This window comes from Pseudomonas sp. K5002, assembly GCF_013386655.1.
GTDB lineage: Bacteria > Pseudomonadota > Gammaproteobacteria > Pseudomonadales > Pseudomonadaceae > Aquipseudomonas.
Genome location: NZ_JACARK010000107.1, coordinates 1 through 7,098 on the forward strand (window position 1 = coordinate 1; position 7,098 = coordinate 7,098).

At 59.7% G+C, this 7,098-nt stretch carries 5 protein-coding genes; 3 read left to right on the top strand and 2 right to left on the bottom strand.

What is annotated here, in order from left to right:
- The coding region (locus tag HX846_RS06700; RefSeq protein ID WP_178965166.1) for a methyl-accepting chemotaxis protein at positions 1-1,433 on the bottom strand (1,433 nt) is incomplete at its 3' end.
- A gap of 196 nt (positions 1,434-1,629) precedes the next feature.
- Between HX846_RS06700 and HX846_RS06705 the strand changes: the two genes are divergently transcribed.
- A complete protein-coding gene (locus tag HX846_RS06705; RefSeq protein ID WP_008432355.1) occupies positions 1,630-3,108 on the top strand; it encodes a helicase HerA-like domain-containing protein in 1,479 nt (492 codons plus the stop codon).
- A gap of 122 nt (positions 3,109-3,230) precedes the next feature.
- On the opposite strand, the gene HX846_RS06710 is transcribed toward HX846_RS06705, so the two are convergent.
- On the bottom strand, positions 3,231-3,686 hold the full coding sequence (locus tag HX846_RS06710) for a DUF721 domain-containing protein (RefSeq protein WP_008432358.1): 456 nt from the start codon (positions 3,684-3,686) through the stop codon (positions 3,231-3,233).
- A 305-nt stretch (positions 3,687-3,991) separates the two neighbouring features.
- Here HX846_RS06710 and secA point away from each other — a divergent pair, with 305 nt between their 5' ends.
- Both secA and HX846_RS06720 read left to right on the top strand, forming a co-directional pair.
- Positions 3,992-6,727: a preprotein translocase subunit SecA gene (gene secA, locus HX846_RS06715; RefSeq protein ID WP_087693541.1), complete on the top strand. Its 2,736-nt coding sequence runs from the start codon at positions 3,992-3,994 to the stop codon at positions 6,725-6,727.
- Between the two features lie 122 nt (positions 6,728-6,849).
- Positions 6,850-7,098: bifunctional ornithine acetyltransferase/N-acetylglutamate synthase (locus HX846_RS06720; RefSeq protein WP_178965167.1), on the top strand; the 249-nt coding region annotated here is incomplete at its 3' end.

Here is a 7,098-nt window from a genome sequence, read left to right on the forward strand (position 1 = left end):
AGGGCCAGCAGGTTGGTTTGCTGGGAAATGCTGGTGATCACTTCCAGAATCTGCCCGATGTTCACTGTCTTGCTGTTAAGCGCTTCGATATTGGTGCTGGAGGCGCTGATCATCTGCGACAACTGGTTCATCGCCTTGATATTGCGTTCCACCACTTGCTGACCGTCTTCGGCCAAGTGCCGGGCATCGCTGGCCTGGTTGGAGGCCTGTGCGGCGTTGCGGGCGATTTCCTGGGCGGCGGCCCCCAGCTCGTTGATCGCGGCCGCGACGCTGTTGGTCCGGTTGGCCTGCTCGTCGGAATTGACCATCGAGGAATTGGAGGCGCTGACCACCCGCAGGGCCACTTCATTGACCTGCTCGGTGGCCGAGGAAACTTCGCGAATCGAGGTGTGAATCCGCTCCACGAAACGATTGAAAGCGCTGCCAAGCACGCCGAATTCGTCGTGGTTCTGGATGGTCAGGCGGCGGGTCAGGTCGCCTTCACCGTCGGCGATGTCTTCCATGGCGCGGGTCATGACGTGTAGTGGCTGCAGGAGGATGCGAATCAGCATGCCCAGCAGGGCGATGATGATGACCACGGCGATGATCGTGGCGATGATCGCCGAGGTGCGGAATTCGCTGAGCATGGCGAAGGATTTATCTTTATCCACCGACAGGCCGAGGTACCAGTTCACCGAGGGCAGGCCCTTGATCGGGGTAAAGGTGACGATACGTGTCTTGCCGTTTACCTCGACTTCACTGAAGTCGCTGCTGATTCGGGGGGTGTTGTTCGGATAGACGTCGGCCAGGGTTTTCATCACCAGGCCCTTGTCCGGGTGTACCAGCACTTTGCCGTCGGCACTGACCAAGAAGGCATAACCCATGCCGCCGAAGTTCAGGGCACCGATGTTGTCTACCAGGGTTTGCAGGCTCAGGTCGCCGCCCACCACGCCGACACTCTGGCCGGCCTTGCTGCTGGGGGTGGCGATGGAGATGATCAACTGGCCGGTGGCCGCGTCAATGTAGGGTTCGGTCAGGGTTGAGCCGTTGCTGCCCTGCGCGCCCTTGTACCAGGGGCGTACCCGTGGGTCGAAGCCGTCGGGCATCTTGGTATCGGGGCGGATGACGAAGCCGCCCTTGCTGTCGCCAAGGTACGTGGCCATGAACGAGGACGTCAGGGCCTTCTGTTCCAGAAGGCTGGCGACGCTGGTTGAATCCGGGTTGATGGCGATGTTCTGTGCGGCGCTTTCTATCAGCACAATGCGCCCGGTAAGCCAGGTCTGGATGTTGCTGGCAGTGACATCGCCCATTTCATGCAGGTAGTTGTTCAGGTCGTCGCGAATCGCATTACGCTGCAAGTAGTCGTTGTAGAGGGTAAACAACGCAAAGGCGGCAATGACGACAAGAGCGGCGGCAAGCAGGATTTTATGGCTGAAACGCAGATTTTTATTCATGGCTTGTGGGGTCCGCTATGGTCTTAATATCCGATGCACGTCCTTCTGGGACGCGCGGAATGGCTGCGTCAAAAAAAGTGTGATATTTCCATCTGCTCCTGCAGGAATTATCCGGCCTGTTTTTCCAAGACTTTTTGGGTCTCTCGCTTTATCTGTATCGACCATTCAGCGCCAAAGATTAACCATGGGTGACAAAATGCCTGACTCCTCGCAACTCATTATTGGTGCAGATCTTCAGGGCCAGCCGATTGCCCAGTCGATGCGCCTGGCCAACCGCCACGGCCTGATCGCAGGCGCCACCGGCACCGGCAAGACCGTGACCTTGCAGCGCCTGGCGGAAGCCTTCAGCGACGCCGGCGTCGCGGTATTTGCCGCCGATATCAAGGGTGACCTGTGTGGCCTGGGCGCTGCGGCCAACCCTCAGGGCAAGGTCGCCGAGCGCATAGCCGGCATGCCTTTCCTTAATTACACGCCCAAGGCGTATCCGGTGACGTTGTGGGATATCCACGGCCAGTCCGGTCATCCGTTGCGCACCACCATGAGTGAAATGGGCCCGCTGTTGCTCGGCAGCCTGTTGGAGCTCACCGACAGCCAGCAATCGGCCCTCTACGCAGCCTTCAAGGTGGCCGATCGTGAAGGCCTGTTGTTGCTGGACCTCAAGGACCTCAAGGCGCTGCTGAACCATTTGCGCTATCACCCGGAGTTGCTCGGGGAAGACGCGGCCTTGATGACCACCGGTTCCAGCCAGGCGCTGTTGCGGCGCCTGGCGGTGCTGGAGCAGCAGGGTGCCGAAGCGTTGTTCGGCGAGCCGGCGCTGCAACTCGAAGACATCCTGCAACCGGCCAGTGACGGCCGCGGGCGTATTCATCTATTGGACGCCAGCCGGCTGGTGCATGAGGCGCCGAAGGTCTACGCGACCTTCCTGCTTTGGCTGTTGGCCGAACTGTTCGAGCAACTGCCGGAACGTGGCGATGCCGACAAGCCGCTGCTGGCGCTGTTTTTCGATGAGGCGCATCTGTTGTTTGCCGACACCCCCAAGGCCCTGCAGGATCGCCTGGAGCAAGTGGTGCGGCTGATTCGCTCGAAAGGCGTCGGTGTGTATTTCGTCACCCAGTCTCCCGGGGACTTGCCGGACACCGTGCTGGCGCAACTCGGCTTGCGCATCCAGCACGGGCTGCGGGCGTTCACCACCAAGGAGCAGAAGTCCCTGCGGGCGGTGGCCGATGGTTTCCGGCCCAATCCGGCATTTGATGCGCTGGCGGTGCTGACCGAGTTGGGTACAGGTGAGGCATTGGTGGGAACCTTGCAGGAAAAGGGGACGCCTGAAGTAGTCCAACGCGTACTGGTAGCACCGCCGCAATCGCGGATCGGGCCACTGAGCGAAGCTGAGCGGGCAGCACTGATTGCCAGTTCGCCATTGCAGGGGCGTTATGACAAGCCGATTGACCGTGAGTCGGCGTACGAAGTGCTGATGGCGCGCAAGGACTTGGGCCCGCAAGAGGATTCGACGCCCGCCGCTGAAGAGCCAAGCTTTACCGACAAGGCCGGTGCGTTCCTCGGTACTACGGCAGGCAAGGCACTGAAATCGGCGATGCAACAGGCGGCCAATCAGATGGGCCGGCAGTTGGTGCGCGGGTTACTGGGGTCTTTGTTAGGCGGCAGCAAACGTAAATAACGATGGGATCAAATGTGGGAGCGGGCTTGCTCGCGAAAGCGGTGGATCAGTCAATATATCCAGTGACTGACACGCCACCTTCGCGAGCAAGCCCGCTCCCACACTTGGTTCTGCGCCGGGTCTCAGGTTTTGGGTTTGGCGTGAGCGGCCAGCCGCTCCAGCGCAGCGCGTAAGTTCGGATCGGTAATCCCGTCTGCCGTGGCCTGAATGGTTTCGGCGGCGATTTCCGACAAATCCATCGTGTGCCCCACCGCACCTTGCGGCACTGTCGGCGGTTGCACCTTGAACTGGATGCGCGTCAGGCTGGCGAATTCGTCGAAGGCCATCAATTGGCGCTGCAAACGTTTCTGCTGGTAGCGCAGGCGCGTCGCCCAATGGCCGTCGGTGACGATCAGCAGCAGATTGCCCTCGCGCCACGAGGCCACATGGCAGTGTTCGCGGGCGGCGGGCTGCAGTTGGCTTTCTACCAGGCGTTGCAGATGACCAAGGCGTTGCGCATGGCCGAAGATGGCTTTTAAAGGCTTGGCTTCGCGAAGCAACACGGCGGGAGCTCGGGCCGTAAGAGGGCGAAATGCCATGACTAGACACCTTAAGTAACAGAGAGGCCATGGTAGCAGAAAGCGTCTGCGACACCGCCGCCATTGCATTACCGGCAGTTTATCCATTAAATCAACGAGTAACTTATTACCCGAATGGGTTGAAGTTCAGCAAAAAGCCCTTATTTTAAACAAGCCCTCCAAGAGCGCCGTGCCAGCATCGTGGAATAACGCCACTTTCCTCACCCACGTTTCCGGGTAGAATGCTCGTTCGCATGCGGCCGTGAGGGCTGCTCGGGCGACTCACGGGGCGCCCTCCATCCCTATGTGTGGAAGAACCTGCCGATATGTTTGCGCCTTTGTTAAAGAAACTTTTTGGAAGCAAGAATGAGCGCGAAGTCAAACGCATGCTCAAGACGGTGCAGCTGGTCAATGCCTTCGAAGAGCAGATGGTTGCCCTTTCGGACGAGCAATTGCGCGCCAAGACCGAAGAGTTCAAGGCCCGCATAGCCAAAGGTGAAACCCTCGACAAGCTGCTTCCCGAAGCCTTTGCGGTCGCCCGTGAAGCCGGTAAGCGTGTCATGGGCATGCGCCACTTCGACGTCCAGTTGATCGGCGGCATGACCTTGCATGAAGGCATGATTGCCGAAATGCGTACCGGTGAAGGCAAGACCCTGGTAGCTACCCTGGGCGTTTACCTCAACGCATTGTCCGGCAAGGGCGTGCACGTTGTGACGGTGAACGACTACCTCGCCCGCCGGGATGCCAACTGGATGCGTCCGCTGTACGAATTCCTCGGCCTGACCGTCGGCGTTGTCACGCCGTTCCAGCCGCCGGAAGAGAAGCGCGCCGCCTACGCTGCCGACATCACCTACGGTACCAACAACGAATTCGGTTTCGACTACCTGCGCGACAACATGGCGTTCAGCATGGAAGAAAAATTCCAGCGCGAACTCAATTTTGCCGTGATCGACGAAGTCGACTCCATCCTGATCGACGAAGCCCGTACCCCGCTGATCATCTCCGGTCAGGCCGAGGACAGCTCGCGCCTGTACACCGAGATCAACAAGCTGATCCCGCGCCTTGAGCAACACATCGAGGAAGTGGAAGGCGTGGTGACCAAAGAAGGTCACTTCACCATCGACGAGAAGACCCGCCAGGTCGAACTCAACGAAGCCGGTCACCAGTTCGTCGAAGACATGCTGACCCAGATCGGCCTGCTGGCCGAAGGCGAGAGCCTGTACTCGGCGCACAACCTGGGCCTGTTGACCCACGTGTATGCCGGCCTGCGCGCCCACAAGCTGTTCCATCGCAACGTTGAATACATCGTGCAGGACGGCCAGGTCGTACTGGTCGACGAACACACCGGTCGTACCATGCCGGGTCGCCGTTTGTCGGAAGGCCTGCACCAGGCGATCGAAGCCAAGGAAGTCCTGAACATCCAGGCTGAAAGCCAGACCCTGGCCTCGACCACCTTCCAGAACTACTTCCGTCTGTACAACAAACTGTCCGGCATGACCGGTACAGCCGACACCGAAGCGTTCGAATTCCACCAGATCTACGGTCTGTCGGTGATGGTTATCCCGCCGAACAAGCCGCTGGCGCGTAAAGACTTCAACGACCTGGTGTTCCTGACCGCCGACGAGAAATACGCTGCAATCGTCGCCGACATCAAGGAATGCATGGCCCAGGGCCGTCCAGTGCTGGTGGGTACTGCCACCATCGAAACTTCCGAGCACATGTCCAGCTTGCTGGCCAAGGAAGGCATCGAGCACAAGGTCCTCAACGCCAAGTTCCACGAAAAAGAAGCCGAGATCATTGCCCAGGCCGGTCGCCCGGGCGCACTGACCATCGCCACCAACATGGCCGGTCGTGGTACCGACATCCTGTTGGGCGGTAACTGGGAAGTGGAAGTTGCGTCCCTGGACAACCCGACCCCTGAGCAGATCGCGCAGATCAAGGCCGACTGGCAGAAGCGCCACCAGCAAGTGCTGGAGTCCGGCGGCTTGCAGGTGATCGCGTCCGAGCGTCACGAATCGCGCCGTATCGACAACCAGTTGCGTGGTCGTGCCGGTCGTCAGGGTGACGCCGGTTCCAGCCGTTTCTACCTGTCCCTGGAAGACAGCCTGATGCGCATCTTCGCCTCGGATCGGGTGAAGAACTTCATGAAAGCCCTGGGCATGCAGTCCGGTGAAGCGATTGAACACCGCATGGTGACCAACGCCATCGAGAAAGCTCAGCGCAAGGTAGAAGGCCGTAACTTCGACATTCGTAAGCAACTGCTCGAGTTCGATGACGTCAACAACGAACAGCGTAAAGTGATTTATCACATGCGTAACAGTTTGTTGGCCGCCACCAACATCGGCGAGACCATTGCCGATTTCCGCCAGGACGTGCTCAACGCCACCGTCAGCGCCCATATCCCGCCACAGTCCCTGCCTGAGCAGTGGGATGTTGCCGGCCTGGAAGCTGCGTTGAAGAGCGACTTCGGTGTCGATTTGCCGGTCCAGCAATGGCTCGACGAAGACGACCACCTGTACGAAGAAACCCTGCGCGAGAAGCTCATGACCGAGCTGCTGGCCGCGTACAACGAGAAAGAAGAGCAGGCGAGTGCCGAAGCACTGCGCACCTTCGAGAAGCAAATCGTACTGCGTGTGCTGGACGACCTGTGGAAAGACCACCTGTCGACCATGGACCACCTGCGTCACGGCATCCACTTGCGTGGCTACGCCCAGAAGAACCCGAAGCAGGAGTACAAGCGCGAGTCGTTCACGCTGTTCTCCGAACTGCTGGATTCGATCAAGCGCGATTCGATTCGTGTGCTGTCCCACGTTCAGGTGCGTCGCGAAGACCCGATCGAGGAAGAAGCCCGCCTGCGTCAGGAAGCCGAGGCACTGGCTGCGCGCATGCAGTTCCAGCACGACGAAGCGCCTGGTCTTGAGGCTCCGGAAGTATTGGGCGAAGAGGTCGATGTGGCCCTGGCCCAGGCCCCGGTGCGCAACGAACAGAAGCTGGGCCGCAACGAACTGTGCTGGTGCGGTTCGGGCAAGAAGTTCAAACACTGCCACGGCGAAATCAACTAAGATTTTCGCCTGACGCTGCAACACCCCCGCGCCGCGACCGGCATCAGCCGTCGCGGCGTTTTGCCATTTCGTTACCGTCGATAGCGACGGGGTACACACCCAATATTTTTAGGAGCGCATTCATGGCTGTTGGTCTTGGTCCTTTGCCCACGTTGCACCCGGTTGCCGGTTTTGAACTCGGTATCGCTTCGGCGGGCATCAAGCGCCCGGGGCGCAAGGATGTGGTGGTGATGCGCTGTGCCGAAGGCTCGACCGTCGCGGGTGTGTTCACCCTGAACGCGTTTTGCGCCGCGCCCGTGATTCTGGCCAAGCAGCGTGTCGAAGGCCCGGTGCGTTACCTTTTGACCAACACCGGCAATGCCAACGCCGGG